The organism is Ancylobacter sp. WKF20, assembly GCF_029760895.1.
Taxonomy (GTDB): domain Bacteria; phylum Pseudomonadota; class Alphaproteobacteria; order Rhizobiales; family Xanthobacteraceae; genus Ancylobacter.
The window spans coordinates 2506654-2530581 of record NZ_CP121679.1 but is presented as its reverse complement, the minus strand read 5'-3'; the positions used below and the strand labels follow the sequence as shown (position 1 = coordinate 2530581).

Below are 23928 nucleotides of genomic sequence, written 5' to 3'. Positions count from 1 at the left end.
CGGGTCAAAGCGGTACAGCCATGGCTGCGTCAACGCTCTGCTACCCAGGGCCTGCACATGGTAGGCTGCCCGCCCATGGACAACCCGCCCGCGCACGATCTGGTGCCCGAAGGCACGCCGGCTTCGTTCGCCCGCCTCGCGCGGCGCGGCGGGGGGCTTGCCCGCGCGCTCGGGCGGCGGCTCATCGACGTGGCGCTGCCGCCGGTCTGCATGGCCTGCCGGGGCGCGGTGGATGCCCCGGGCTGCCTGTGCGCGGCTTGCTGGAGCCGGATGGACTTCATCACCGCCCCGCTCTGCGACCGGCTGGGCATTCCGCTGGCCTATGCCACTGACGCCGGTTTCGACGGCGCGCGGCGGGCGCCGCTCTCGGCGCTGGCGCTGTCCGATCCGCCGGCCTATGGCCGCGCCCGCGCCGTCGCCGCCTATGGCGATGTGGCGCGCGATCTGATCCATGGCCTGAAATATGCCGACCGGCTGGACCTCGCCGCTCCGCTGGGTGCGATGATGGGCCGGGCGGGGGCGGAGCTGCTGGAGGGCGCGCAGGCGCTTGTGCCCGTCCCGCTCCATGGGCTGCGCCTCTTCCGCCGGCGCTTCAACCAGTCGGCGGCGTTGGCGCAGGGGGTGGCGAAGGTCTCGGGCGTGCCGGTGCGCCATGAGCTGCTGGAGAGGGCGCGCCGCACCACGCCGCAAGTCGGTCTCGACCGGGCGGCGCGCCTGCGCAATGTCGCCGGCGCCTTCCGCGTGCCGGAAGCGGCACGTGGCGAGGTGACGGGCCGGGCGCTCATTCTGGTGGATGACGTGCTCACCACCGGCGCGACGCTCGATGCCTGCGCCAAGGCCCTGCTGCGGGCGGGCGCCGCCCGTGTCGATGTGCTGGTGTTTGCCCGGGTTGTTGACGGCGTGCCCGCGCCCATATCATAGGAAAATCACCCGCTTCGGGCCGGTCGCCGGGAGGCTCCCATGTCGCAGATCGAGATCTACACCACCTATACCTGCCCCTATTGCCACGCCGCGAAGGATCTCCTGCAGCGCAAGGGTGCCGCCTATTCCGAGATCAACGTGACCGGCGACGCGCAGGCGCGCTCGGCCATGTCGGCGCGGGCGAACGGGCGCACCAGCGTGCCGCAGATCTTCATTGACGGCCGCCATGTCGGCGGGTGCGACGACCTCTACGCGCTGGAAGAAGCCGGCGAACTCGACGCGCTGCTCGCGGCGCGCTGATCCTCCTGTTCAGGTGCTGACATGACTGACCTATCCCCGGCCTCCGCCCCCCGCCCGCTGCATCTCGGCGCCCCGTTCAAGGCCGCGCTGGTGCAGATGCGCACGGGCAAGAGCATCGCCGCCAATGTGGAGGCGGCCTCCGCGCTGATCCGCGCGGCGGCGGGGGAGGGCGCGACCTATATCCAGACGCCGGAAATGACCGGCACGATGGAGGAGAATCGCGAGACGCTGTTCGCCGGCCTGCACCCGGAGGAGACCGATACCGCGCTCGCGGCCTTCCGCGCGCTGGCGGCGGAGCTGAAGGTTCACCTGCATATCGGCTCGCTGGCGATCCGCGCGAGCGAGCACCGCGCCGCCAACCGCTCCTTCCTCATCGGGCCGGATGGTGCGATCGCCGCGCGCTACGACAAGATCCACATGTTCGACGTCGATCTGCCCAATGGCGACGTCTACCGCGAATCGGCCGCCTACCGGCCGGGCGAGCTCGCCGTGGTGGCGGACCTGCCGGAGATCCGGCTCGGCTTCACCATCTGCTACGATCTGCGCTTCCCGGCGCTGTTCCGCGCGCTGGCCGAGGCCGGTGCCGGCATGATCGCGGCGCCCGCCGCCTTCACCCAGATCACCGGCGAGGCGCATTGGCATGTGCTGCTGCGCGCCCGCGCCATCGAGACCGGCTGCTTCGTGCTCGCCTCGGCGCAGGGCGGCACGCATGAGAATGGCCGCAAGACCTTCGGCCACAGCCTCATCATCGACCCCTGGGGTACGGTGCTGGCCGAGGCCGGCGCGGAGCCGGGCTACATCATCGCCGAGATCGACCCGGCCAAGGTCGCGGCGGTGCGCGCGCGTATTCCCTCGCTGCAGCATGGCCGGCGCTTCGAGCTGGTGACGCCGACGGAGACGGGGCGGCTGCATGTCGTCGCGGCCGAGGACGCCGCGGGGGACGTGTCTGGGGACGCGGCATGATCCTCTACCGCCTGCGCTGCGAGCGGGACCACGACTTCGAGAGCTGGTTCCGCGATTCCTCCGCCTATGACGACCAGAAGGCGCGCGGGCTCGTGAGCTGCCCGGCCTGCGGTTCGGCCAAGGTGGAGAAGGCGATCATGGCGCCGGCACTCGGGCGGGGCACGCGGAAATTCGCCGCGGAACCGGCCGAGCCGGTGGCCGGGACGCCAGCGGCGTCGGTGCCGGCCATCCCCGCCGCCGCCGCGCCGATGGCGCTGATGGGCGAGGCGGAGCAGAAGCTGCGCGCCATGCTGCGCGCGGTGCGCGAGCATGTGGTCGCCCATTCCGACTATGTCGGCCCCGACTTCGCCAACCATGCCCGGCGCATGCATGAGGGCGAGGAGGAGCCGCGCCCGATCTATGGCGAGGCCAGCCCCGACGAGGTGCGCGCGCTGATCGAGGACGAGATCGAGGTGCTGCCGCTGCCGGTGCTGCCCGACGAGCGGAACTGAGGGCGGAGAGTCGTCATCCCGGACGGCCGAAGGCCGATCCGGGATCGCGGGCCGAATGGAGAGCGATCCCGGCTCTACGCTTCGCTTCGGCCGGGATGACGGCGTTCAGGAACCGCCGGGCGTCGGCGTCGTCCCGGCGGGAAGGTTCGCCGCCATCGCCTTGTCGATTTCCGGGATCAGCCGGGCCTTGAGGCCCTCGGCGTCGATCGGGCCGATATATTTGTAGACGATCCGCCCGTCGCGGCTGACGACGAAGGTCTCCGGCACGCCATAGACGCCCCAGTCGATCGCCGTGCGCCCGTTCGGGTCGACGCCCACCGCCGCATAGGGGTTGCCGAAGCGGCCGAGGAAGCGGCGGGCGTTCTCCGCGTCGTCCTTGTAGTTGAGGCCGACGAGACGGAAACCCTTCATCTGCGACAGCTGGACGAGGAAGGGGTGCTCGTCGCGGCAGGGCACGCACCAGGAGGCGAAGACGTTCAGCACCGTCACCTCGCCCTTAAGGTCCGCGGAGGTGAGGCCGGGCACCGGCGCGCCGTCACGCGACAGGCCCTCAAGCGGGGCGAGGTCGAGCGCGGGCGCGGCGCGGCCGATCAGGGCGGAGGGCACGCGCGAGGGATCGCCGGAGAACAGCCGGCCATAGAACAAGCCGGCCAGCGCGAGAAAGAGCACGAGGGGCAGCAGCACCAGCAGCCGGCGGCGCGGCGCGGCGGGTTCGGGCGACGGCTCGGGCGCGCTCACCGGTCGCGTCCCGCCGAGCGGCGGCGCACGCCGCGCGCATCCATCTCGGCCAGTCGCCGGCGCACCGAGCGCCCCTGAAGCACGGTCGAGAGCGCGAGCGCGCCCAGCGCCAGCGCGCTCACCCCATAGGAGGCGAGGATGAAGAACCCATGCTCACCGAGCATTACGCGACCTCAGGCATAGGCGGCCTCGGCCGCGGCGCGGGCTTCCAGCGCGCGCAGGCGCCGGCGCAGGATCTCGGTGCGCATCGCCGCCATGTGCAGCGCGAGCATGAGCAGGGTGAAGCCGGTGGCGCAGATGAGCAGCGGCCAGAGCAGGCTGGGATGGATGGTCGGCCCGTCCATGCGGAACACCGAGGCCGGCTGGTGCAGCGTGTTCCACCAGTCCACTGAGAACTTCACGATGGGCACATTGACGAAACCGACCAGCGACAGCACGGCGGCGGCGCGGCCGGCCTGGTTGGGGTCCTCGATCGCCGAGCGCAGCGCCAGCAGGCCGAGATAGAGCAGCAGCAGGACGAGCATCGAGGTGAGGCGCGCGTCCCACACCCAATAGGTACCCCACATGGGCCGGCCCCAGAGCGAGCCGGTGACGAGGCAGAGGAAGGCGAACACCGCGCCGATGGGCGCCATCGCCTTGTGCGCGACATCGGCCAGCGGGTGGCGCCAGACCAGGATGCCGAGCGCGGACAGCGCCAGCAGCGAGTAGCCGAACATGGCGAGCCAGGCGAAGGGCACATGGATGTACATGATCTTCACCGTCTCGCCCTGCTGGTAATCGGCGGGCGCGAGCCAGGCGAGATAAAAGCCGATGGCGAGGGTGACGAGGGCGGCGCCCGTCAGCCATGGCAGCACCCGCCCGGAGAGGGCGAGGAAACGGGTGGGGTTGGCAAGGTCCATCAGCGCCATGGGGCGGTTCTAATCCGGCGCGGGCGCAGCGGCAACTCGCCGGCCATGCGTCACATTGCGGATGGGGCCACAGGATGGTCACAACTCGACGATTAAAGCGGGAGATCGCGCGAGCAGGGAATCGTTTCCATGGCATCTTCGAGGGCAGGCGGATCACTCATTATCCGCATGGGGTGTCTGTGCTGTGTTGCGGCCGTCACCGTCGCCGCCACGCCGGGCATGGCCCGGTCGACCCGCGACGAAATGATGCTGCTGGAGCCTTCCGAGCGCATCGAGCAGGTCTGCAACACCAAGGCGATGGGCGAGGTCCAGCGCAGCAAGGGCCTGCACCCGGACGAGATGGTGGCCTATGCCTATCGCGATCCGCAGGTGAAGGGCTGGCGCATCAAGGCGCCGGGTGCCGCCGTGCGCAGCGGCAGCACCTGGTATCACCTCGCCTATGATTGCGAGACCGAGCATGACGGGCTGGACGTGAAGAGCTTCACCTTCACCCTCGGCGCGGCCATCCCGACCAGCGAATGGGGCGCGCACTATCTCGTCGCGCCCTGACCGGCGTGCCGCTCACCAGGAGGTGAGGGCGCGCAGCTGCGGGGTCTTCTTGTCGAGATGATCCGACATGCGGGCGAGCAGCCGGTCGAGCAGTTCGACCGCCTCGCCCACCGCCGGCCCCTTGTTGAGCATCACGCATTCGGCGCGGGCGGCCATGGCGGCGTCCGTCATCTCGCCGCGCGAGGGCACGCCGTCGCGCACGAGGTCTTCCAGCACCTGCGTCGCCCAGATGGTCGGCACCGCTGCCGCCTCGCAGATCCACAGCAGCTCTTCCTGCATCTCGGCGAGGCGCTCGAAGCCGATCTCGGCGGCGAGGTCGCCGCGCGCGATCATCACGCTGAAGCCGCCGCGACGGGCGGCGCGTGCGATGAGCGCCGGCAGGTTGGTCACCGCCTCCGGCCGCTCGATCTTCGCCATGAGACCCAGCGGGTGGGCACGTTCCGCCCCATGGCGGGCGATGGCCTCATCGAGCAGGTCGATGTCTTCCGGCCGGCTGACGAAGGAATAGCCGACCATGTCGGCGCAGTCGATGACGGTGGCGAGGTCGGCGTCATCCTTGTCGGTGAGCGGGGCGAGGCCGAGGGCGGTGTCCGGCAGGTTGAGGCCCTTTTCCGGCTTCAGCTTGGTGCCGGCGGCGCGGGCATGGCGCACGCGGATCACCGCCTCGCCGTCGCTGACGCTTTCCACCACGCCCTCGATCTTGCCGTCGTCGTAGCGCACGCGGTCGCCGACGCTCAGGCGGGTGACGATCTCCGGCAGCGAGACGGCGGCGCTGTAGGGCACGGCCTCGTCGATGCGCGGCTCGCCTCCGGCAACCAGCCGGAAGACGTCGCCGGTCATCAGGCGGCCGGTGGGCTTGCCCTTCTTCATCGGCAGCACGGCGCCGGTGCGGATCTTCGGCCCGGCAATGTCCATCAGCACGGTGATGCGCCGGCCGAGCGTCTCGCCGGCGGCGCGCGCATGGGCCGCCATGGCGCGCCAGGCGGCGGCATCGTCATGGGCGCAGTTGATGCGGGCGATGTCCATGCCGCGCCGGGCGAGGGCGAGCAGGAAGTCCGGCTCGCCCGCCGCCTCGCTGGGCAGCGTGACCATGATGCGGGTGGCGCGGCCCTGCGGCTCAGGCCCGAGCGCGGCCTGTGCCGCGGCATCGAGCCGGGCGGCGCCGGCGAAGAAGTCGGGCGCGTCTGGCCGGGGCAGGGGCGACTCGCGGCCGGCGAGCGCGGCCAGCGCCACGATCACCGCGTCGAGCGTCGGGATGACGCGGCTTTCCAGCCGGCCGAGCGAGGACAGGCCCCGGCGCATGAGCTGGCGCTGGAGCGGGCGCAGATCATGCCGGCGCACGGCGAGGTAATGGGCGAGATTGGCGAGGGCGGCATCCGGCCGCCCGGCCGCGTCGGCGAAGGCAGAGAGGCGCGGTTCCGATTCCGCCAGCACGGCGGCGCGAAGGGCGAGGACGGCGTCCATTAGCCCGCTGTCGTCGAGCGTGTCGAGCTGGTCGGCGGTCAAGGCGAGGTGCTTGGTCATCGGTGCTTTTCCTGCGAGCCTGGGCGCAGGCTAGGCTGCGGCTGTTACGCCGCCGTGACCTTGATCATGAGCCGGCAATGCGGGGGCTGGAGGGGCGAAACGGGCGCGAAACTTGACTTTGCGGCCGTCCGCGCCTAACAGACCGGCATCCTCGCATAACCCGCGAGCCGATCCGCCGCCTGGGCCTTGAGCCCGGAGGTCAACGCCCGACAGCGCGATGCGCCCTCGGGCGCCATTTGGCTTTGGGTACACCGATGCGAGAACGGAGCTGAGCGAACGCATGTTCGATTCATTGAGCGACCGCCTTGGCGGCATACTCGACCGGCTGAAACGACGCGGCGCCCTCACCGAGGCCGACGTGAACGAGGCCATGCGCGAGGTGCGCCGGGCGCTGATCGAGGCGGACGTCGCGCTCGACACCGTCCGCTCCTTCACCGACCGGGTGCGCACGCGCGCGGTGGGTGCCGAAGTCATCAAGTCGGTCACGCCCGGCCAGATGGTGGTGAAGATCGTCCATGACGAACTCATCGCCATGCTCGGCTCCGACGCCAAGCCGATCGACCTCGAAGCCGCCCCGCCGGTGCCGGTGCTGATGGTCGGCCTTCAGGGCTCGGGCAAGACCACCTCTACCGCCAAGATCGCCAAGCGCCTGTCCGAGCGGGGCAACCGCAAGGTGCTGATGGCCTCGCTCGACACGCGCCGCCCGGCGGCGATGGAACAGCTGGCCACGCTCGGCACGCAGGTGAACGTCGCCACCCTGCCGATCGTCGCCGGCCAGTCGGCCGTGCAGATCGCCCGCCGCGCCATGGAGGCGGCCCGCCTCGGTGGCTATGACGTGGTCATGCTGGACACCGCCGGCCGCGTCACGCTCGACGAAGCGCTGATGGCCGAGGTCGCCGAGGTCAAGGCGGCGACCAACCCGCATGAAGTGCTGCTGGTCGCCGACAGCCTCACCGGCCAGGACGCGGTGAACACCGCCAAGGCGTTCGACGAGCGTGTCGGCCTCACCGGCATCGTGCTGACCCGCGCCGATGGTGACGGGCGCGGCGGTGCCGCCCTTTCCATGCGCGCCGTCACCGGCAAGCCGATCAAGCTGCTCGGCACGGGCGAAAAGATGGACGCGCTGGAGGATTTCGATCCCCGCCGCGTCGCCGGGCGCATTCTCGGCATGGGCGACGTGGTGTCGCTCGTTGAGAAGGCGGTCGAGAACATCGACGCCGAAAAGGCGATGGCCGCCGCCGAGCGGATGCGCAAGGGGCAGTTCGATCTCGACGATCTGCGCATGCAGCTCGACCAGATGGAGAAGCTCGGCGGCCTTGGCGGGCTGATGGGCATGCTCCCCGGCGTCGGCAAGATGAAGAACCAGCTCGCCGCCTCCGGCATGAATGACGGCGTGCTGAAGCGGCAGAAGGCGATCATCGATTCGATGACCAAGAAGGAGCGGCGCAACCCGAAGCTGCTCGACGCCTCCCGCCGCAAGCGCATCGCCAGCGGCTCCGGCACCAAGGTCGAGGACGTCAACCGCCTGATGAAGATGCACCGCCAGATGGCGGACATGATGAAGGCGATGGGCGCCAACGCCGCCGGCAAGCGCGGCGGGCCGATGGCGGGCCTGGCCTCCATGTTCGGCCTTGGCGGCGGTGGCGGCATGGGCGGGGGCATGCCGAGCCCCGAACAGCTCAAGCAGCTCGCCGAGAAGATGCCCGGCGGCGGCAAGGGAATGGGCGGACCGGGGGGCGGCCTGCCCAACCTGCCGCCGAATTTCCCCGGCGGCTTTCCCGGTCTTGGCAAGCCGGGCAGCCTTCCCGGCCTGCCGGGTTTCCCGCCGAAGAAGAAGTGACGGCCCGATGATTTGACCCCTTTGCCGTCATCCCGGACGGCGCCTCAAGCGCCGATCCGGGATCGTTCCCCCGCCCTGGCGGAAAGCGATCCCGGATCTGCGTTCGCTGCGCTCTCTGCGTCCGGGATGATGGCTGAAACCGACACACGAACCCGACTTACTGAAAGGAAGACCCCATGTCCCTCAAGATCCGTCTCGCCCGTGGCGGCGCCAAGAAGCGTCCCTATTACCGCATCGTCGTTGCCGACTCGCGCTCGCCGCGCGATGGCCGCTTCATCGAGAAGATCGGCACCTTCGATCCGCTGAAGCCCAAGGACGCCGCCGACCGCTTCACCCTCGACGTCGAGAAGGCCAAGGCCTGGCTCGCCAAGGGCGCCCAGCCGACCGACCGCGTCGCCCGCTTCCTCGACAGCCTCGAGCTGGTGAAGCGCGAAGCCCGCAACAACCCGAACAAGGCCGTCCCCGGCAAGAAGGCGCAGGAGCGCGCCGCCGAAGCCGCCAAGGCTGAAGCCGCCGCCGCCGCTGCCGCCGCTTCGGCGGAGTGAGGCGACTGACCTGAGCTGGCGTTCGCGCCGGCTTCACCTTTCCTCAAGGGGAGAGGTCGACCTGAAGGGCCGGGTGAGGGGGAAGTCGCCAGGCGGCCGCCCCTCACCCAGACCCTCTCCCCGACGGGGAGAGGGTTCGTACCGCACGCTGGATGGTGCCCATGCCGACCGACCGCATCATGCTTGCCCGCATCGGCGCCCCGCATGGGGTGAAGGGCGAGGTGCGGCTGTTCATCTTCGCGGATGATCCCGACGCCCTCACCGATTACGCGCCGCTGACCGACGAGGCCGGCACGCGCGTCTTCCGCATCGCGTCGATGCGGCCGGGCAAGGAACACTTCGTCGCCCGTCTCGACGGGGTTTCGACCCGCGAAGCGGCCGAGGCGCTGACCAATACCGGGATCTATGTCGCCCGCGACCTCCTGCCCCCGCCGGAGGACGAGGACGATTTCTACCAGGCCGACCTGATCGGGCTCAAAGCTGTCACCACCGGGGGCGAAGCCTTCGGCAAGGTGGTCGCGGTGCATGATTTCGGCGCCGGCGACATTCTGGAAATTTCGCCCGAAGGTGGCGGCAAGACGATCATGCTGCCCTTCACCCGCGCCGTGGTGCCGAGCGTCGACATCAAGGCCGGGCGCCTCACCGTCGAGCCGGGCGACTGGGCGATCGAGGAAGCTCCGCCACCGGAAGCGGACCGGGGATAGTCTGTCGTCATCCCGGCCAAGCGAATCGCAGAGTCGGGATCGCGCGCCGTAAAGACCATCTCTCATGCGATCCCGGATATGGCCTGCGGCCATTCCGGGTTGACGGCCGGACGACGTTGGCCACCGGATCGGAAAACCTGCCATGTGGCGCGCCTCCCTCGTCACCATCTTCCCCGACATGTTCCCCGGCCCGCTGGGCCTGTCGCTGGCCGGGCGGGCGCTGGGGCAGGGGGCGTGGGGGCTGGAGACGGTCGACCCGCGCGATCACGCCACGGACCGTCACCGCTCCGTGGACGACACGCCGGCCGGTGGCGGGCCGGGCATGGTGATGCGGGTGGATGTGCTCGCCCGTGCCATTGACGCCGCCGCGCCTGAGGGCGACACCCGCCCGCGCCTGCTCATGACGCCGCGCGGCGCGCCGCTGACGCAGAAGCGCGTGCGCGAACTCAGCGCCGGGGAGGGCGTCGTCATCGTCTGCGGGCGGTTCGAGGGGGTGGATGATCGCCTCGTCGCCGCGCGCGGACTGGAGGAAGTCTCCGTCGGCGATGTCGTGCTGTCGGGCGGGGAGATTGGCGCGCTGGTGCTGCTCGATGCCTGCGTGCGGCTGCTGCCGGGTGTGATGGGCCACCCGGAATCCGGCACCGAGGAGAGCTTCTCCGCCGGGCTGCTGGAGTACCCGCAATATACCCGCCCGCCGAGCTTCGAGGGGCTGGAGATTCCCGCCATCCTCACCAGCGGCGACCACGCCAAGGTGGCGCGCTGGCGGCGCGAGCAGGCGGAAGCCGTTACCCGCGCGCGCCGGCCAGATTTGTGGGCGGCCTATCGCGAAACCGGCGGGAAGTGAGCGCGCTGTTTCCGCGCGTTCATTCGGTCAGCTCATAGGTGAAGTTCTTATTGTTCTTTGTGTCGACTTCGTCGAATTTCACGCCCGTGAAGCCGCCGGATTCACAATCGAGCGTGTTGTCGGTCTCATATTCGCGATTATGCAGGGTGTATTTCTGAGGTGCGACGCAGAAATTGCCGCCTTTCTGCTTATCGGAGCCTGACCACGTGCCACCCTCTTCTCCCGCCGCATAGATGTAGTAATAGCGGTTGGCGAGATTGCCGCGGATCATCACGGTGCACTCATCCTCTTCCAGCTTCCACCACCCCTCCGACGTCCAGCCATAGTCGGAGTTGTCATAGCCGATCGACAAATTCACCGTTTCCTTTGCCCTGTTGCAGATTTTGAAATCGGCCTTGCCCTCGGACACATGGCACAGGAGTCCCGTGACGGCCACAGCCGACAGGACGCAAAACTGACGCATTAGAAGCCCCCGCTCTCTCAAACGGTCAGTCGACCTTATCCGGGTAGCGGGTGCAATGAAAATTGCATGACAAACCCATCCGTCTCGCGTATACGGCCCGCCGTCACTACCGAACTGACAACAGCAAGATGCGAGCGGCAGGGTTTGACGTCCCGCAGCCGACCTCGCCTGAGGTGATAACATGGTCGATATCATTAAAGAGCTCGATGACGAGCAGGCCGCCAAGCTGGCCGCCGTCCGCGCCATTCCCGACTTCCAGCCCGGCGACACGGTGATCGTGAACGTCAAGGTGAAGGAAGGCGAGCGCACCCGCGTGCAGGCCTATGAAGGTGTCGTGATCGCCCGCAATGGTGGCGGCATCAATGAGAGCTTCACCGTCCGCAAGATTTCCTATGGCGAAGGCGTCGAGCGCGTCTTCCCGATCTACTCGCCGAACATCGACAGCCTGAAGGTTGTCCGTCGCGGCAAGGTGCGTCGCGCCAAGCTGTATTACCTGCGCGACCGTCGCGGCAAGTCGGCCCGTATCGCCGAGCGCCAGGACAAGAACAAGGGCAAGAAGGCCCCCGTCGCCGCCGAGTGATCGGCAGCTTCAGGGCGGGCTCTCTGGTCCGCACATGGAAAAGCCGGGGCATGCCCCGGCTTTTTTGTTGGCTGAACGGGATCGGGTTCAGATCGCCTGACCGCCGGAGACCTCGATGCGCTGGGCATTGACCCAGCGGTTAGCCGGGGTGAGCAGGCTCGCCACCATCGGCCCGATATCATCGGCGACGCCGACGCGGCCGAGCGCTGTGATGCTGGCGATGTGGCGGTTGATCTCGGCATTGTCGCGCACCGCGCCGCCGCCGAAATCGGTCTCGATCGCGCCGGGCGCCACCGTATTGACCGCAATGCCGCGCGCGCCCAGCTCCTTGGCGAGGTAGCGCGTCAGCACCTCCACCGCACCCTTCATCGCCGCATAGGCGGCATAGCCGGGATAGGCGAAGCGGGTGAGGCCGGAGGAGAAGTTCACAATGCGCCCGCCATCGGCGATGAGCGGCAGCAGCGTCTGGGTGAGGAAGAACACGCCCTTGAGGTGAACGTCCACCAGCCGGTCGAACTGCGCCTCGGTCGTGTCGGTAATGGCGGCGTAGTCGCCATGGCCGGCATTGTTCACGAGGTGGTCGACGGTCTCGCGGCCGAAGGTCTCGGCGAGGGCCGCGCGCAGGCGGGCGGCGAAATCGGGGAACCCGGCGACCTTGCCGGTGTCGAGCTGCAAGGCCACCGCCTTGCGTCCCAGTGCCGCGATCTCGGCGACGACGGCCTGGGCGTCCTCGGCGCGGCTCTGATAGGTCAGCACGACATCGCCGCCCTGCCGGGCGACGGCAAGGGCGGTGTTGCGGCCGAGGCCACGGCTGCCGCCGGTGATGAGGGTGATCGTGGTCATATCCGTCTCCTGTCGGTGGGATGGTCCAGATATGGAACGCGCGACACGGCAGGTTTTGCCGGATGACCGAGACTTCTTGCCTGATTCTCCAAAGTGACTGGCGGCGGGGCCCGGCTACGCTAGAGTGATCGCATGACCCATCCGATCGACACCTCGCTTCTCGATGCCGTCGCGCGCCATGGCCGGCTTTACGCGGATGCGGACGGGTTGGCGCCGACGCCCATTCCCGCTTTGAAGATTTTCCGCGTGCCGGCGCCGGAGGGCGTGACCCACGCCATTGCCCGCCCGCTGGTGTGTCTGGTGGTGCAGGGCGGCAAGCAGGTGACGCAGGGCGCGGGCAGCCATGAGTTCGGCGCGGGCGAAACGCTGCTCATCTCGGCGGATGTGCCCATTGTCAGCCAGATCACCAAAGCGAGCCACGCTGAACCTTATCTCTCGCTGGTGCTGGAACTCGATCCGGCTGTGATCGCGGAACTGGCTGGCGAGACGAAGCCGGCCGAGATGTCCGACGGGATGCCGGTGCGGGTCGACACGACCGACACGGAAGTCGCGGATGCCGCGCTGCGGCTGATGCGCTTGCTCGATCGTCCGGCGGCCCTGCCGGTGCTGCAGGCGCCCCTTATTCGCGAGATGCACTACTGGCTGCTGATGGGCCGCCACGGCCCGGCGATCCGGCGTCTTGGATGGCCGGACAGCCATGCGCGGCGGATCGGGCGGGCGGTGGCGCTGTTGCGGGCGGAGTTCACCCGCCCCATCGGCGTGGAGCGGCTGGCGGCGGAGGCGAGAATGAGCGTCTCTTCCTTTCACCAGCATTTCCGCGCGGTGACCTCGCTGACGCCGCTGCAGTTCCACAAGCAGCTTCGGCTGATCGAGGCGCGCCGGCTGATGGCGGCGGAGGGGTTGGCGGCGGGCCGCGCGGCCTTCGCCGTCGGCTATGAAAGCGTGCCGCAATTCACCCGCGACTATGCGCGCCTGTTTGGCCTCCCGCCGGGGCGCGACATGAGGGCGGCGCGGGACGGTGCGCGGGCCGCCTAAGCAAGGCCTGCCCTAGCAATCCTTGATGTGGCGGACGCGGGTGTTGGTCTGCTGCTCGACGATGAGCGTGCCGTCACCCAGCACGGCGGCGTGCATGATGGTGGTGAAATCCGGCTTGCGCATGGGGCAGGTGATGAGCTCGGCCTTCTTGGTCGGTTCGATCACCGGCGGCGGGGACGTGACCTCGACACGATTGCGCGCCTCTACCGCCGCGACAAGCGCGCCCACCGCCGCAACAATGAGGGCAATGTCCGTGATGCGCATGGGGGTTCTCCCGCTTCTTCCGTATCAAGGTAACGTAACGTCTCCGCTTTTTCCAAGATCATTTACGTAGGGTAAGATAGGAATATATCCGCTTCGGCAGCGAATATTCTGGAATAATTTATCCCAGAGCACTGCGGGCACTTGAAAGGTTCGGCGGGCCGGGAGAAGGCCTCACGCGCTCGTGCGACGCGCCGGCGGAGGGCGCTGCGCGCGGCGATTGTTCCGGCCGGCGAGACTTGCTAGAAGAGTTCCATGAACAGCAGGACCGGCATCATCGAGGGTGTGCACCGGGGCGCGGATATCTCCGACGCCAGCGATGCGGCGCGCCCGGATGTCGCCCGTCCCGAGGCCCGCCGGCGCCTGCCGACGACGATCGGCTTCGCTGCCGTGCCCGACCATGTCCGCCTGCCGGCGCGATTCTTCGGCCGCTTCACCGCCTGCGCGGTCGCCGGGCTTAGCTGAGCGCCGCCCGGAGCCTGTCGCGCTCCCGGCCGCGCTGCGAGCCATCCTGCCCCATTCTTCTCAGTTGAGACGCCGAAATGAGCACGTCCGCGCCGCGTACCCTGTACGACAAGATCTTCGACGACCATGTGGTGGACCGTCAGGAGGACGGCACCTGCCTCCTCTATATCGACCGCCATCTGGTGCATGAGGTGACCAGCCCGCAGGCCTTCGAGGGCCTGCGCCTCGCCGGCCGCAAGGTCCATGCGCCCTCCAAGACGCTGGCGGTGGTCGACCATAACGTGCCGACCAGCGACCGCCGCTTCGGCATCGACGATCCCGAGAGCCGCACCCAGGTCGAGACGCTGGCCGAGAACGCTAGAGACTTCGGCGTCGAGTATTTCAATGAGCTCGACAAGCGCCAGGGCATCGTCCACGTCATCGGCCCGGAGCAGGGTTTCACCTTGCCGGGCACGACCATCGTGTGCGGCGACAGCCACACCTCGACGCATGGCGCCTTTGGCGCGCTCGCCCATGGCATCGGCACCTCGGAGGTCGAGCACGTGCTCGCCACCCAGACGCTGATCCAGAAGAAGAGCAAGAACATGCGCGTCAGCGTCGACGGCAAGCTGCCGGAGGGCGTGACCGCCAAGGACGTGACGCTGGCCATCATCGGCGTCACCGGCACGGCCGGCGGCACCGGCTACGTCATCGAATATTCCGGCGAGGTGTTCCGCAACCTCTCCATGGAAGGCCGCATGACGGTCTGCAACATGTCCATCGAGGGCGGGGCCCGCGCCGGCATGGTGGCGCCGGACGAGACCACCTATGCCTATGTGAAGGACCGCCCGCGCGCGCCCAAGGGCGCCGCCTGGGACGCCGCGCGTCGCTACTGGGACACGCTGCGCACCGATGAGGGCGCGTTCTTCGACAAGGAAATCCGCCTCGACGGCGCTTCCCTGCCGCCCATCGTCTCCTGGGGCACGAGCCCCGAGGACGTGATCTCGGTCGACGGCCGTGTTCCCGATCCGGAGCTGATCGAGGACGAGGGCAAGCGCGAGGCGAAGAAGCGCGCGCTGGCCTATATGGGCCTCGTCGCCGGCACGAAGATCACCGACATCGCCATCGACAAGGTGTTCATCGGCTCCTGCACCAATGCCCGCATCGAGGATCTGCGCGCCGCCGCGCGTATTCTCGACGGTCACAAGATCCGTGAGGGCGTCTCCGGCATGGTGGTGCCGGGTTCGGGGCTGGTGAAGCTTCAGGCCGAGGCCGAGGGGCTGGACGCGATCTTCAAGGCTGCCGGCTTCGACTGGCGCGAGCCGGGCTGCTCCATGTGCCTCGGCATGAACGCCGACAAGCTGAAGCCCGAGGAGCGCTGCGCCTCGACCTCGAACCGCAATTTCGAGGGCCGGCAGGGTTACAAGGCGCGCACGCACCTCGTCTCCCCGGCCATGGCGGCAGCGGCGGCGATTGCCGGCCATTTCGTCGACATCCGCCAGTGGCCCGTGAAGGGCTGAGGCGGAAGCGACGTGGCGCATTCGCCCTTCACCGATCCGCCGGACAACGACCCCATGGAAGTGTGGGGCCGGCGGATCGGGCGCGGGCTGGCGGTGGTCGCTGCGCTCGGCCTCGGCCTGTGGCTCATCGCCACCTATCTGAGATGACCGCATGAGCACGCTTGTGAGCCCCCTTGCCCCCGAAGACGCCACCGCCTGGGCGGCCGCCAGCGCCCCCTCACTGGCGCTGATGGAGGTGATGGCCGAGGAAGCCTATGGGCGCCTGCCCGAAAGCTTCCGCGCGCTGTGCGGCAATCTCGTCATCCGGGTCGAGGATTTCCCGACGGACGAGGTGCAGGAGGAGATGGAGGCGGAAAGCCCGTTCGATCTCCTCGGCCTGTTCCAGGGCATTGGCCTTGCGCAGGGCTATGAGACCGTGACGGGCGTGCTGCCCAATATGATCTTCCTCTATCGCCGGCCCATTCTCGACTACTGGGCCGAGCATGAGGAGACGCTGGGCGCCGTTGTCACCCATGTGCTGGTGCACGAGATCGGCCACCATTTCGGCCTGTCGGACGAGGACATGGAGGCGATCGAGGCGGCCGCGGATACGTAGGTAAACTCATTCGGGCACCTCCATTACAAGATTAGAGTAAATCTAATTTTGGAGGGGGTTCCATGAGCCAGCCGGTCGTATCCATGTCCGCCGTGCACCGTTACAGCGTGCCGCTGCGGTCTCTCCATTGGCTGACGGTGATCGCCATCATCGTGGTCTATGGGGTGACCTATCTGGAAGACCTGTTCGAGCGGGGTTCCGCCGGGCGGGCCTATGTGTGGTGGACCCATATCTCGGTGGGTCTGACGATTCTCGGCCTCGTTGCGTTGCGCGTCGCGTTCCGCATCGCCGGGCCGGTGCCGCCGCCCTCGGCGGCCCTGTCGCGGCCGGTTCATCTGGCCTCGAGCGTGGTTCACGTGCTGCTCTATGTGCTTCTGGTCGTCACTCCGCTTGTCGGCATCTATCTCGCCTTCCTGCGCGGCAACGAGGTGACGTTCTTCGGTCTGTTCACGATTCCCGCCCCCATCGCGGTGGATCGCGAGGCGGCCCGGCCGGTGCAGGAGGTGCATGAGCTGCTGGCCAATGGGCTGGTCATCCTCGCGACGCTGCATGCGGTTGCGGCGCTGGCGCATCATTTCGTCCTGAAGGACGACGTGCTGCGCCGGATGCTGCCGGGCCGCTGAGCGCGAGGGGGCCGGGCACGCGGCCGGCGCGGTGTGTTATGGAGGGCGGGAATTGACGGCTGGCGGCCATTGGCTGCCGGTCGGACGAAGGAGGAACCGCGTGGACAAGTTCACCACCCTGAGCGGCATCGCCGCGCCGCTGCATCTGGTCAATGTCGACACCGACATGATCATCCCCAAGCAGTATCTGAAGACGATCAAGCGCACGGGCCTCGGCACCGGCCTGTTCTCGGAGCTGCGCTACAAGGATGACGGTTCGGACAACCCGGATTTCGTGCTGAACAAGCCGTCCTACAAGGGCGCCAGCATCCTGATCGCCGGCGACAATTTCGGCTGCGGCTCCTCGCGTGAGCACGCGCCCTGGGCGTTGCTCGATTTCGGCATTCGCTGCGTGATCTCCACGTCCTTCGCCGACATTTTCTACAATAACTGCTTCAAGAACGGCATCCTGCCGATCGTGGTGACGCCGGAGCAGCTCGAGGCGCTGTTCGATGACGCCTCGCGCGGCGCCAATGCGCGCGTGACGGTCGACCTTGAGAGCCAGACCATCACCGGCCCGGATGGCGGCACGATCACCTTCGAGGTCGATCCGTTCCGCAAGCACTGCCTGCTGAACGGCCTCGACGATATCGGCCTGACCCAGGTGAAGGCCGACAAGATCGCCACCTACGAATCAAAGCTCGCTGAGGAGCGCCCCTGGGCGTGAGCGGGTATCCGTCGTCCCGGACAGCCGAGGGCTGATCCGGCAGCGCGGGGGCGGCCCGTCCCGGCCCCGCGGCATCGCTCTCTCCCCCTATGGCCACGCCGCGAGCCCTCATGACCCAGCGCCGCCTGATCTCCTCCCACTCCGCCTTCGAGAAGGTGGCGGGCTATTCGCGTGCCGTCGTCGATGGGGACGACATCTTCGTCTCCGGCACCACCGGCTATGACTATGCCGTCATGGCGCTGCCGGAGGATCTGGTCGAGCAGACCCATAGCTGCTTCCGCAACATTGCGAGCGCGCTCGCCGAGGCCGATGCCAGCCTCGATGACGTGGTGCGCGTGCGCTACATCATCACCCGCGCCGAATATGCCGAGACAGTGTTCCCGATCTTCGGGCAGTACTTCATCACCGCACGCCCGGCGGCGACGCTGATCGTGGCCGGCCTGCTCCAGCCGGAAATGAAGATCGAGATCGAGGTCACGGCGCGCCGGCGCCGCTAGCGCTGTTCCGCAGCGGACCGATTAGGCCTTTACAGCGCGGCGTTCCGGGAGTGGAATCGTTCAAAACTAATGAACGTTCCCGGGAGAACGCCATGTGCCATATCTTTGCGGGCCAAGCGCCCGAGACCTATGAGGGCCAGACGCGCTCCGTGCGCATCGGCGGCCATTCCACCTCCATCCGGCTGGAAGCCGCCTTCTGGACCGTGCTGGAAGAGGTTGCCGCCCATCAGGGCATGAGTCTGGGCAAATTCGTCACCAAGCTGCATGACGAGGTGCTGGACCTGCATGGCGAGGTGCGCAACTTCGCCTCGCTGCTGCGCTGTTCCTGCCTCATCTACCTCGCCGAGGTGCGGCCCGCCGGCCGGCCGGCGGAGGTGGCGCGCGAGCGCTATCTCTGCGAGAGCCGCCGCGTGCATCTGGAAGCGGCGGAGTAGGCGCACGCGCCCGTGATGGGCGCGGGTGCCATGTGCTAGCAGCCTACCACCACAGCCCCTTTCTCCGGCCTAGCATCTTCCCCACGGGCGGCAGTCGCGCCGCCGGAAGACAGGCCGGAGGAACAGGTGGCGAAGGCCATTCATTCGATGATCCGCGTGCTCGACGAAGCACGCTCGGTTGATTTCTATTCGCGCGCCTTCGGGCTCGCCATTGCCGATCGCTTCGCGTTCGACGGCTTCACCCTCATCTATCTGCGCAATGCCGATGCCGACTTCGAGGTCGAGCTGACGGTCAATCACGGCCGCACCGAGCCCTATGCGCTGGGCGACGGCTACGGGCACATCGCCTTTGCGGTGGATGATCTCGACGCCGAGCACGCGCGCTTCGTGGACGTCGGCCTCAATCCCAATCCCATCAAGGAGTTTTTCCGCGAGGGCGCGCTGCTCGCCAAGTTCTTCTTCGTCACCGATCCCGACGGCTACAAGATCGAGGTTTTGCAGAAGCACGGGCGCTACCGCTGACACCGTGATGACGACAAGGCGCCGGCAACGCCAGACGGCGCCGTCTGAGACTGAAGACTGCCCAATCAAAAGAATATCCGGGAGGAAACAATGACAACTCTGATCGACAGGCGAGGTCCGTCGCGCCGCGCCGTGCTGACGGGCCTCGGCGCCGCCGGCGCGCTCATGGTGAGCGGCGCGGCGGTGCTCAACCCGCGCGAGGCCTGGGGCCTTGAAGTCACCGCCCTGAAGCCCGAGACCATGCGCACGCTCATCGTCATGGCGCGCGACGTCTACCCGCATGACCGCATCCCGGATCGCTTCTACGCCATCGCCATGAAGCCCTATGAGACCGGCGCGGCGACCGACCCGGCGCTGAAGACGCTGGTGGAGGAGGGCGTCATCACCCTCGATACGCTCGCCAAGGCCAAGCACGGCGTTCCCTATGCCGATGTCGGCTGGGAGGAGCAGCGCGTCGCCATCCTGCGCCAGATCGAGGACGGCGCCTTCTTCCAGAAGGTGCGGGGCGGCCTCGTGGTTGGCCTCTACAACCAGGAGGATGTCTGGCCGATCTTCGGTTACGAGGGGTCCTCGGCCGACAAGGGCGGTTACATCGACCGCGGCTTCAACGATCTCGCCTGGCTGTGAGGGGAGCACCGAACCATGTCCGCACCCTTCGATCTGAATGATGATTCCGTCGTCGTCATTGTCGGCTCCGGCGCCGGCGGTGGCACGCTCGGCACCGAGCTCGCGCTCAAGGGCATCAAGGTGGTGATCCTTGAGGCCGGCCAGCGCCACAACATGGAAGACTTCGTCAATAACGAGTGGGAGAGCTTCGCCCAGCTCGCCTGGACCGACATGCGCACAACTTCCGGCTCGTGGCGCGTGCACAAGAACTTCCCCAACCTGCCGGCCTGGATCGTCAAGGCGGTGGGCGGGTCCTCGGTCCACTGGGCCGGCGCCTCCCTGCGCTTCCAGGAGCACGAGTTCAAGACGCGCACCACCTATGGCGACCTCGACGGGGCCAATCTGCTCGACTGGCCGATCACGCTCTCCGAGCTCGAGCCCTGGTACGCCAAGGCCGAGGACCGCATGGGCGTGACCCGTACCAACGGCATTCCCGGCCTGCCCGGCAATAACAATTTCAAGGTGTTCGAGGCTGGGGCCAAGAAGGTCGGCTATCAGGAAGTGTCGACCGGCCACATGGCGATCAACAGCCAGCCGCGCGCCGACCGGGGCTCCTGCCAGCAGATCGGCTTCTGCTTCCAGGGCTGCAAGTCCGGCGCGAAATGGTCGACGCTGATCGCCGAGATCCCGCGCGGCGAGGCGACCGGCAATCTGGAGGTGCGCCCGCAATCCATGGTGCTGAAGATCGAGCACGATGCGTCGGGCAAGGTCACGGGCGTCGTCTATGTCGACAAGGACGGCAAGACGCAGCGCCAGAAGGCCCGCATCGTCGCGGTCGCGGGCAATTCCATCGAGAGCCCGCGCCTCTTGCTCAACTCCGCCAGCAGCCAGTTCCCGGACGGGCTGGCGAACTCCTCCGGCCAGGTCGGGCGCAACTACATGCGGCACATGACCGGCTCGGTCTATGCCGTGTTCGAGAAGCCGGTGCACATGTATCGCGGCACGACGATGGCCGGTGTGGTGCGTGATGAGGCCAAGAACAACACCAAGCGCGGCTTCGTCGGCGGCTATGAGATGGAGACGCTCTCGCTCGGCGTGCCGTTCATGGCCGCCTTCCTCGACCCCGGCGGCTGGGGCCGCTCCTTCACCTCGGCGATGGACGGCTATGTCAACATGGCCGGCATGTGGCTGGTGGGCGAGGACATGCCGCAGGAGACCAACCGCGTCACCCTCAACACCGCGGTGAAGGACCAGTACGGCCTGCCCGTCGCCGACGTGCATTTCGACGATCACCCCAACGACGTCGCGATGCGCAACCACGCCTATAGCCGGGGCGCGGCAATCTATGACGCGGTGGGCGCGGTGCGCACCCTGCCGACGCCGCCTTACCCCTCGACGCATAATCTCGGCACCAACCGCATGAGCGAGAAGCCGCGCGACGGTGTGGTGAACAGGCACGGGCAGACCCACGACATCCCGAACCTGTTCATCTCCGATGGCAGCCAGTTCACCACCGGCGGCGCGGAGAACCCGACGCTGACCATCGTGGCGCTGGCGCTCCGGCAGGCCGATTTCATCGCCGGGGAAATGTCGCGCAAAACGATCTAGCCGTGCGTCCTCACCGTAGAAGCTGTGCCGGGTTGCCCCTCGGCCACCCATAAGGGTGCAGCTTCTACTCGCCTCGTTACCTCCGCCGCCGGCGTGCCCCCGCCGGCGGCTTTCTTTTGGCGGGGAAGGCGGTCCGTCTTGCCAGCGTCAGCGGCAGCGATTAGCAACTCCTCGCCCGGAAAAATCAGTTCCCCTCAGGGTTCACAGGCGCACGCGAGGAAACCATGGCCACCCACAAGCTCCTTCTCCTTCCCGGCGACGGCATCGGCACCGAGGTTATGGCCGAGGTGAAGAAGGTCATCGGCTGGCTCGACGCGCAGGGTCTCGCCTCCTTCGCCATCGAGGAGGACCTCGTCGGCGGCGCGGCCTATGATTCCTGCGGCCTGCCCATTTCCGAGGAAGCGATGGCCAAGGCCTTCGCGGCCGACGCCATTCTGCTCGGCGCCGTCGGCGGGCCGAAATGGGCCAACGTGCCCTATGAGGCGCGCCCCGAGGCGGGCCTGCTGCGCCTGCGCAAGGATCTCCAGCTCTTCGCCAATCTGCGCCCGGCGCTCTGCTACCCCGCGCTTGCCGACGCTTCCAGCCTCAAGCGCGAGCTGGTCGAGGGGCTCGACATCCTCATCGTGCGCGAGCTGACCGGCGGCGTCTATTTCGGCGAGCCCAAGACCATCACCGACATCAGCGACGGCCAGAAGCGCGCGGTCGACACGCAGGTCTATGAATCCTACGAGATCGAGCGCATCGCCCGCGTCGCCTTCGATCTCGCCCGCACCCGCCGCGGCAAGGTGGTTTCTACCGAGAAGCACAACGTCATGAAGACCGGCGTGCTCTGGAAGCAGGTGGTGAGCGAGGTTCACGGCTCGGACTACAATGACGTGACACTCGAGCATCAGCTCGCCGATTCCTGCGGCATGCAGCTCGTGCGCGCGCCCAAGCAGTTCGACGTCATCGTCACGGACAATCTGTTCGGCGATATTCTCTCGGATGTCGCGGCCATGCTCACCGGCTCGCTCGGCATGCTGCCCTCGGCCTCGCTGGGCGCGGTGGAAGAGATTTCCGGCAAGCGCCGCGCGCTCTACGAGCCGGTGCATGGCGCCGCTCCCGACATCGCCGGCAAGGGCCTCGCCAACCCGATCGCCATGATCGGCTCGCTCGCCATGGCGCTGCGCTACTCCTTCGGCCAGATCGAGGCGGCGGACCGCGTCGAGGCGGCGATCGCCGGCGTTCTGGCGGATGGCTACCGCACCGGGGACATCTGGTCGGAAGGCACCACCCGCGTCGGCACCGCCGGCATGGGCGATGCGGTCATCGCCGAACTCGGCAAGGCCAACTGATCGTCGCTGGATGGACCGGGCGGCTGTGGTGGCCCGGTTCGCCCGCTAGGCAAGGCTTCCTCAATCAACAAAAAAGCCCGGCGCGAGCCGGGCTTTTTCATGCGCGCGCCTGAGGGCGGCGGCAGGATCAGTAATTCGGCAGATCGAAGCGGCCCGGCAGCGGGTAGCGCGTGCCGGTGATGGTGCTGTCGTCGCCATAGGTCGGGTAGCGCGGCTGCACCGCATAGACATAGTTGAGCTGGCCGGTCGAGCCGGGCTTAACCATCGTGCCGGGATCGAGATAGGAGCGCGGCGGCTGCTTGCGGATGATGATGCGCGTCTCCTGAGCCTCAGCCGGAGCGAAGGCGGCGAGAGCGGTGCCGGCAACCAGACCGGCAAGAAGGAAAGCGGCGACACGCATGTGAACCTCCGAGTGACGCGAAGCAGCTCCGCCCCGGTCGTCACGATAAGATATGGCCGCAACTTATCGTTCCGTCGAGATGAGGAAAGTCCTAATTCCGCCGGTACGCGATGAAGCGGGCGGCTTCCACAAGCAGTGTGGCTTTGCTGCCGAAGGGGGACAGCGCCGCTTCGGCCTCCGCCACCAACCGGTCGAGCTCGGCGCGCGCGCCGGAAATGCCCATGAGATCAACGAGCGTGGCCTTTCCGGCGGCCGCGTCCTTGCCCACCGCCTTGCCCACGGTGCCGGCATCGCCTTCCACGTCGAGCAGGTCGTCGGCGATCTGGAAAGCACGGCCGATGGCGCCGGCATAGGCGTCGAGCGCCGCCATCTGGCGCGCATCGGCGCGGCCGAGCAGGCCCCCGGCGGCGCAGGCATAGCGCAGCAGCGCGCCGGTCTTCAGCGCCTGAAGATGCTGGATGTCGGCAAGGCCAAGGGCGAGCCGGCCCTCCGTCTCGAAACGTCCCTCGGCGGCAAGGTCGAGCATCTGCCCGCCCACCATGCCGGCGGCGCCCGAGGTGCGCGCCAGACCGGCGACCAGTGCGATTCGCACCTGCGCATCCGGCCCGGCTTCGTCCTTCGCCAGAATCTCGAAAGCGAGGGTGAGGAGACCATCGCCCGCCAGAATCGCGGTCGCCTCGTCATAGGCGCGATGAACGGTCGGCTGGCCCCGGCGCAGGTCGTCATCGTCCATGGCCGGCAGGTCGTCATGCACCAGCGAGTAGCAATGCACGCATTCCAGCGCGGCGGCGGCGGGCAGGGCGGCCTCGCGCGACACACCGAACAGGGCGGCACTTTCCACCACGAGCAGCGGACGCAGCCGCTTGCCGCCGGCGAGCGCGCCATGGCGCATGGCGGCGGCAAGCCGCGCGCTCGGCGCGGCGCCTTCGGTGATGGCGGCCTCGATATAGGCGCTGACCGCCGCGGCGGTGGCGGCGAGGGCGGCGGCGAGCGGCGCGGACATGTCGCCGGCGGTTGCGGTCATGGCGGGCACTCCGCGAAACAGGAGGTGCCTGCGTGCCCGAGCGGGTCGATCCGGTCAAGCTGACGCGCGCAAGAGAGCCGGAGGGGCGCGATGAAACGTTCGTGGC

The 23928-nt window shown here is 68.0% G+C and carries 32 protein-coding genes; 23 read left to right on the top strand and 9 right to left on the bottom strand.

The features are described from left to right. Positions 1–75 precede the first annotated feature (75 nt). From AncyloWKF20_RS11760 to AncyloWKF20_RS11745, 4 genes are read left to right on the top strand one after another with little or no spacing between them, the layout of a single operon-like run. Positions 76–921, top strand: a complete 846-nt coding sequence (locus AncyloWKF20_RS11760; protein ID WP_279314252.1) for a ComF family protein — start codon at positions 76–78, stop codon at positions 919–921. A gap of 39 nt (positions 922–960) precedes the next feature. Then, on the top strand, positions 961–1221 hold the full coding sequence (gene grxC, locus AncyloWKF20_RS11755) for a glutaredoxin 3 (protein ID WP_279314251.1): 261 nt from the start codon (positions 961–963) through the stop codon (positions 1219–1221). 21 nt (positions 1222–1242) lie between these two features. Continuing rightward, positions 1243–2184, top strand: a complete 942-nt coding sequence (locus AncyloWKF20_RS11750; RefSeq protein WP_279314250.1) for a carbon-nitrogen hydrolase family protein — start codon at positions 1243–1245, stop codon at positions 2182–2184. Beyond that, positions 2181–2675, top strand: coding sequence for a DUF1178 family protein (locus tag AncyloWKF20_RS11745; protein WP_279314249.1), 495 nt, complete (start codon positions 2181–2183; stop codon positions 2673–2675). Before AncyloWKF20_RS11750 ends, AncyloWKF20_RS11745 begins: the two co-directional genes overlap by 4 nt. A gap of 105 nt (positions 2676–2780) precedes the next feature. On the opposite strand, the gene AncyloWKF20_RS11740 is transcribed toward AncyloWKF20_RS11745, so the two are convergent. Genes AncyloWKF20_RS11740 through AncyloWKF20_RS11730 form a run of 3 tightly spaced genes read right to left on the bottom strand, consistent with a single transcriptional unit; the run spans position 2781 to position 4321 of the window. Then, complete coding sequence (locus AncyloWKF20_RS11740) at positions 2781–3413, bottom strand: DsbE family thiol:disulfide interchange protein (protein WP_279314248.1); 633 nt, start codon at positions 3411–3413, stop codon at positions 2781–2783. After that, complete coding sequence (gene ccmD, locus AncyloWKF20_RS11735; protein ID WP_279314247.1) at positions 3410–3577, bottom strand: heme exporter protein CcmD; 168 nt, start codon at positions 3575–3577, stop codon at positions 3410–3412. Before ccmD ends, AncyloWKF20_RS11740 begins: the two co-directional genes overlap by 4 nt. Before the next feature lie 9 nt (positions 3578–3586). Next, the gene (locus AncyloWKF20_RS11730; protein ID WP_279314246.1) at positions 3587–4321 is read right to left on the bottom strand and encodes a heme ABC transporter permease; all 735 of its coding nucleotides are present in this window, start codon (positions 4319–4321) and stop codon (positions 3587–3589) included. Positions 4322–4540: 219 nt separating this feature from the next. On the opposite strand from AncyloWKF20_RS11730, the gene AncyloWKF20_RS11725 reads away from it, so the two are divergent. Beyond that, on the top strand, positions 4541–4870 hold the full coding sequence (locus AncyloWKF20_RS11725) for a DUF930 domain-containing protein (protein ID WP_267585254.1): 330 nt from the start codon (positions 4541–4543) through the stop codon (positions 4868–4870). A gap of 12 nt (positions 4871–4882) precedes the next feature. On the opposite strand, the gene AncyloWKF20_RS11720 is transcribed toward AncyloWKF20_RS11725, so the two are convergent. Beyond that, complete coding sequence (locus tag AncyloWKF20_RS11720) at positions 4883–6394, bottom strand: pyruvate kinase (protein WP_279314245.1); 1512 nt, start codon at positions 6392–6394, stop codon at positions 4883–4885. A gap of 280 nt (positions 6395–6674) precedes the next feature. Between AncyloWKF20_RS11720 and ffh the strand changes: the two genes are divergently transcribed. The 4 genes from ffh to trmD all read left to right on the top strand — a co-directional run bounded on the left by ffh (position 6675) and on the right by trmD (position 10327). Continuing rightward, entirely contained in the window at positions 6675–8234 is a 1560-nt protein-coding gene (ffh, locus tag AncyloWKF20_RS11715) for a signal recognition particle protein (RefSeq protein ID WP_279314244.1), read from the top strand. 176 nt (positions 8235–8410) lie between these two features. Then, positions 8411–8779, top strand: coding sequence for a 30S ribosomal protein S16 (gene rpsP / locus AncyloWKF20_RS11710; protein ID WP_279314243.1), 369 nt, complete (start codon positions 8411–8413; stop codon positions 8777–8779). Positions 8780–8940: 161 nt separating this feature from the next. Beyond that, positions 8941–9483, top strand: a complete 543-nt coding sequence (gene rimM, locus AncyloWKF20_RS11705; protein WP_279314242.1) for a ribosome maturation factor RimM — start codon at positions 8941–8943, stop codon at positions 9481–9483. A 142-nt stretch (positions 9484–9625) separates the two neighbouring features. After that, positions 9626–10327 carry a tRNA (guanosine(37)-N1)-methyltransferase TrmD gene (trmD, locus tag AncyloWKF20_RS11700; RefSeq protein WP_279314241.1) on the top strand — a complete coding sequence of 234 codons (702 nt, stop codon included), beginning with the start codon at positions 9626–9628 and terminating at the stop codon, positions 10325–10327. Positions 10328–10346: 19 nt separating this feature from the next. Here trmD and AncyloWKF20_RS11695 read toward each other — a convergent pair whose 3' ends face one another. Next, positions 10347–10790: a DUF1036 domain-containing protein gene (locus AncyloWKF20_RS11695; RefSeq protein ID WP_279314240.1), complete on the bottom strand. Its 444-nt coding sequence runs from the start codon at positions 10788–10790 to the stop codon at positions 10347–10349. A gap of 181 nt (positions 10791–10971) precedes the next feature. On the opposite strand from AncyloWKF20_RS11695, the gene rplS reads away from it, so the two are divergent. Further along, positions 10972–11370: a 50S ribosomal protein L19 gene (rplS, locus tag AncyloWKF20_RS11690; RefSeq protein WP_279314239.1), complete on the top strand. Its 399-nt coding sequence runs from the start codon at positions 10972–10974 to the stop codon at positions 11368–11370. An 87-nt stretch (positions 11371–11457) separates the two neighbouring features. On the opposite strand, the gene AncyloWKF20_RS11685 is transcribed toward rplS, so the two are convergent. Then, on the bottom strand, positions 11458–12213 hold the full coding sequence (locus AncyloWKF20_RS11685; protein ID WP_279314238.1) for an SDR family oxidoreductase: 756 nt from the start codon (positions 12211–12213) through the stop codon (positions 11458–11460). 132 nt (positions 12214–12345) lie between these two features. On the opposite strand from AncyloWKF20_RS11685, the gene AncyloWKF20_RS11680 reads away from it, so the two are divergent. Continuing rightward, positions 12346–13248, top strand: a complete 903-nt coding sequence (locus AncyloWKF20_RS11680) for an AraC family transcriptional regulator (RefSeq protein ID WP_279314237.1) — start codon at positions 12346–12348, stop codon at positions 13246–13248. Positions 13249–13260: 12 nt separating this feature from the next. Here the strand turns inward: AncyloWKF20_RS11680 and AncyloWKF20_RS11675 are convergent, their stop codons facing one another. Further along, positions 13261–13512: a hypothetical protein gene (locus tag AncyloWKF20_RS11675; protein WP_279314236.1), complete on the bottom strand. Its 252-nt coding sequence runs from the start codon at positions 13510–13512 to the stop codon at positions 13261–13263. Between the two features lie 252 nt (positions 13513–13764). Here AncyloWKF20_RS11675 and AncyloWKF20_RS11670 point away from each other — a divergent pair, with 252 nt between their 5' ends. The 12 genes from AncyloWKF20_RS11670 (at position 13765) to leuB (ending at position 22398) form a co-directional block, all read left to right on the top strand. After that, the gene (locus AncyloWKF20_RS11670; RefSeq protein ID WP_279314235.1) at positions 13765–13974 is read left to right on the top strand and encodes a hypothetical protein; all 210 of its coding nucleotides are present in this window, start codon (positions 13765–13767) and stop codon (positions 13972–13974) included. A 77-nt stretch (positions 13975–14051) separates the two neighbouring features. Continuing rightward, positions 14052–15473 (top strand): 3-isopropylmalate dehydratase large subunit, encoded by a 1422-nt coding sequence (leuC, locus tag AncyloWKF20_RS11665; protein ID WP_279314234.1) that lies wholly within the window; start codon positions 14052–14054, stop codon positions 15471–15473. A gap of 12 nt (positions 15474–15485) precedes the next feature. Then, the gene (locus AncyloWKF20_RS11660) at positions 15486–15620 is read left to right on the top strand and encodes a hypothetical protein (RefSeq protein WP_267585266.1); all 135 of its coding nucleotides are present in this window, start codon (positions 15486–15488) and stop codon (positions 15618–15620) included. Between the two features lie 4 nt (positions 15621–15624). Beyond that, complete coding sequence (locus AncyloWKF20_RS11655; RefSeq protein WP_279314233.1) at positions 15625–16068, top strand: metallopeptidase family protein; 444 nt, start codon at positions 15625–15627, stop codon at positions 16066–16068. A gap of 62 nt (positions 16069–16130) precedes the next feature. Further along, positions 16131–16691, top strand: coding sequence for a cytochrome b (locus AncyloWKF20_RS11650; RefSeq protein WP_279314232.1), 561 nt, complete (start codon positions 16131–16133; stop codon positions 16689–16691). A gap of 100 nt (positions 16692–16791) precedes the next feature. Beyond that, the gene (leuD, locus tag AncyloWKF20_RS11645) at positions 16792–17397 is read left to right on the top strand and encodes a 3-isopropylmalate dehydratase small subunit (RefSeq protein WP_279314231.1); all 606 of its coding nucleotides are present in this window, start codon (positions 16792–16794) and stop codon (positions 17395–17397) included. 110 nt (positions 17398–17507) lie between these two features. Continuing rightward, positions 17508–17894 (top strand): RidA family protein, encoded by a 387-nt coding sequence (locus tag AncyloWKF20_RS11640; protein WP_279314230.1) that lies wholly within the window; start codon positions 17508–17510, stop codon positions 17892–17894. A gap of 92 nt (positions 17895–17986) precedes the next feature. Further along, positions 17987–18328, top strand: a complete 342-nt coding sequence (locus tag AncyloWKF20_RS11635; RefSeq protein ID WP_279314229.1) for a ribbon-helix-helix domain-containing protein — start codon at positions 17987–17989, stop codon at positions 18326–18328. 126 nt (positions 18329–18454) lie between these two features. Next, positions 18455–18850: a VOC family protein gene (locus AncyloWKF20_RS11630; protein ID WP_279314228.1), complete on the top strand. Its 396-nt coding sequence runs from the start codon at positions 18455–18457 to the stop codon at positions 18848–18850. Positions 18851–18940: 90 nt separating this feature from the next. Beyond that, complete coding sequence (locus AncyloWKF20_RS11625) at positions 18941–19477, top strand: twin-arginine translocation signal domain-containing protein (protein ID WP_267585273.1); 537 nt, start codon at positions 18941–18943, stop codon at positions 19475–19477. A gap of 15 nt (positions 19478–19492) precedes the next feature. After that, positions 19493–21064, top strand: coding sequence for a GMC family oxidoreductase (locus tag AncyloWKF20_RS11620; protein WP_279314227.1), 1572 nt, complete (start codon positions 19493–19495; stop codon positions 21062–21064). Positions 21065–21288: 224 nt separating this feature from the next. Continuing rightward, positions 21289–22398 (top strand): 3-isopropylmalate dehydrogenase, encoded by a 1110-nt coding sequence (leuB, locus tag AncyloWKF20_RS11615; protein WP_279314226.1) that lies wholly within the window; start codon positions 21289–21291, stop codon positions 22396–22398. 127 nt (positions 22399–22525) lie between these two features. On the opposite strand, the gene AncyloWKF20_RS11610 is transcribed toward leuB, so the two are convergent. After that, positions 22526–22798, bottom strand: a complete 273-nt coding sequence (locus AncyloWKF20_RS11610; protein ID WP_267585276.1) for a hypothetical protein — start codon at positions 22796–22798, stop codon at positions 22526–22528. A 91-nt stretch (positions 22799–22889) separates the two neighbouring features. Further along, positions 22890–23822, bottom strand: coding sequence for a farnesyl diphosphate synthase (locus tag AncyloWKF20_RS11605; RefSeq protein WP_279314225.1), 933 nt, complete (start codon positions 23820–23822; stop codon positions 22890–22892). Between the last annotated feature and the right edge of the window lie 106 nt (positions 23823–23928).

Coding starts and splice junctions, on each gene's coding strand:
- ffh (WP_279314244.1), top strand. CDS start 6,675: ATGTTCGATTCATTGAGCGACCGCCTTGGCGGCATACTCGACCGGCTG.
- AncyloWKF20_RS11695 (WP_279314240.1), bottom strand. CDS start 10,790: ATGCGTCAGTTTTGCGTCCTGTCGGCTGTGGCCGTCACGGGACTCCTG.
- ccmD (WP_279314247.1), bottom strand. CDS start 3,577: ATGCTCGGTGAGCATGGGTTCTTCATCCTCGCCTCCTATGGGGTGAGC.
- AncyloWKF20_RS11725 (WP_267585254.1), top strand. CDS start 4,541: ATGGCCCGGTCGACCCGCGACGAAATGATGCTGCTGGAGCCTTCCGAG.
- AncyloWKF20_RS11685 (WP_279314238.1), bottom strand. CDS start 12,213: ATGACCACGATCACCCTCATCACCGGCGGCAGCCGTGGCCTCGGCCGC.
- AncyloWKF20_RS11745 (WP_279314249.1), top strand. CDS start 2,181: ATGATCCTCTACCGCCTGCGCTGCGAGCGGGACCACGACTTCGAGAGC.
- AncyloWKF20_RS11620 (WP_279314227.1), top strand. CDS start 19,493: ATGTCCGCACCCTTCGATCTGAATGATGATTCCGTCGTCGTCATTGTC.
- rplS (WP_279314239.1), top strand. CDS start 10,972: ATGGTCGATATCATTAAAGAGCTCGATGACGAGCAGGCCGCCAAGCTG.
- AncyloWKF20_RS11635 (WP_279314229.1), top strand. CDS start 17,987: ATGTGCCATATCTTTGCGGGCCAAGCGCCCGAGACCTATGAGGGCCAG.
- AncyloWKF20_RS11720 (WP_279314245.1), bottom strand. CDS start 6,394: ATGACCAAGCACCTCGCCTTGACCGCCGACCAGCTCGACACGCTCGAC.
- trmD (WP_279314241.1), top strand. CDS start 9,626: ATGTGGCGCGCCTCCCTCGTCACCATCTTCCCCGACATGTTCCCCGGC.
- AncyloWKF20_RS11670 (WP_279314235.1), top strand. CDS start 13,765: ATGAACAGCAGGACCGGCATCATCGAGGGTGTGCACCGGGGCGCGGAT.
- AncyloWKF20_RS11610 (WP_267585276.1), bottom strand. CDS start 22,798: ATGCGTGTCGCCGCTTTCCTTCTTGCCGGTCTGGTTGCCGGCACCGCT.
- rimM (WP_279314242.1), top strand. CDS start 8,941: ATGCCGACCGACCGCATCATGCTTGCCCGCATCGGCGCCCCGCATGGG.
- AncyloWKF20_RS11750 (WP_279314250.1), top strand. CDS start 1,243: ATGACTGACCTATCCCCGGCCTCCGCCCCCCGCCCGCTGCATCTCGGC.
- grxC (WP_279314251.1), top strand. CDS start 961: ATGTCGCAGATCGAGATCTACACCACCTATACCTGCCCCTATTGCCAC.
- rpsP (WP_279314243.1), top strand. CDS start 8,411: ATGTCCCTCAAGATCCGTCTCGCCCGTGGCGGCGCCAAGAAGCGTCCC.
- leuC (WP_279314234.1), top strand. CDS start 14,052: ATGAGCACGTCCGCGCCGCGTACCCTGTACGACAAGATCTTCGACGAC.
- leuB (WP_279314226.1), top strand. CDS start 21,289: ATGGCCACCCACAAGCTCCTTCTCCTTCCCGGCGACGGCATCGGCACC.
- AncyloWKF20_RS11680 (WP_279314237.1), top strand. CDS start 12,346: ATGACCCATCCGATCGACACCTCGCTTCTCGATGCCGTCGCGCGCCAT.
- AncyloWKF20_RS11675 (WP_279314236.1), bottom strand. CDS start 13,512: ATGCGCATCACGGACATTGCCCTCATTGTTGCGGCGGTGGGCGCGCTT.
- AncyloWKF20_RS11625 (WP_267585273.1), top strand. CDS start 18,941: ATGACAACTCTGATCGACAGGCGAGGTCCGTCGCGCCGCGCCGTGCTG.
- AncyloWKF20_RS11605 (WP_279314225.1), bottom strand. CDS start 23,822: ATGACCGCAACCGCCGGCGACATGTCCGCGCCGCTCGCCGCCGCCCTC.
- AncyloWKF20_RS11655 (WP_279314233.1), top strand. CDS start 15,625: ATGAGCACGCTTGTGAGCCCCCTTGCCCCCGAAGACGCCACCGCCTGG.
- AncyloWKF20_RS11640 (WP_279314230.1), top strand. CDS start 17,508: ATGACCCAGCGCCGCCTGATCTCCTCCCACTCCGCCTTCGAGAAGGTG.
- AncyloWKF20_RS11730 (WP_279314246.1), bottom strand. CDS start 4,321: ATGGCGCTGATGGACCTTGCCAACCCCACCCGTTTCCTCGCCCTCTCC.
- AncyloWKF20_RS11650 (WP_279314232.1), top strand. CDS start 16,131: ATGAGCCAGCCGGTCGTATCCATGTCCGCCGTGCACCGTTACAGCGTG.
- AncyloWKF20_RS11760 (WP_279314252.1), top strand. CDS start 76: ATGGACAACCCGCCCGCGCACGATCTGGTGCCCGAAGGCACGCCGGCT.